Here is a 457-nt window from a genome sequence, read left to right on the forward strand (position 1 = left end):
GGTACAGCCTCGGCCAGCTATCGGTGGTCAACGTGCTGACCTTCGTCCACGCGCTGTTCGAAGGCTTCCGCTGGGAGCTGTTCCTCAGCGACCCGCTGCTGTTCATCCTCTGGACCTTCACCGCAGCCAGCCTGCTGCTCTGGGGCCGCGGCGTGTTCTGCGGCTGGCTGTGCCCGTTCGGTGCGCTACAGGAACTGCTCAACGAACTCGCGCGCAAGCTCCGCGTGCCGCAGTTCCAGGTGCCGTTCGCCGTGCACGAGCGGCTCTGGGCGATCAAGTACATCATCCTGCTGGTGCTCTTCGGTCTCTCCCTGGAATCCCTGGCGCTGGCCGAGCAGGCCGCGGAGGTGGAGCCGTTCAAGACCGCCATCACCCTCGGCTTCGACCGCCAGTGGTGGTTCGTCGCCTACGCTGTCGCGCTGCTGGTGGTCAACCTGTTCACCCGCAAGGTCTATTG

The 457-nt window shown here is 65.2% G+C and carries 1 protein-coding gene; it reads left to right on the forward strand.

Annotated elements, in window-relative coordinates; genetic code table 11:
* Positions 1-457, forward strand: a 457-nt coding sequence (locus tag J7U37_RS24895; protein ID WP_247637496.1) for a 4Fe-4S binding protein, incomplete at both ends; no start/stop codon positions are given.

The organism is Methylobacterium sp. 37f (genome assembly GCF_023093475.1).
Lineage (GTDB): Bacteria > Pseudomonadota > Alphaproteobacteria > Rhizobiales > Beijerinckiaceae > Methylobacterium.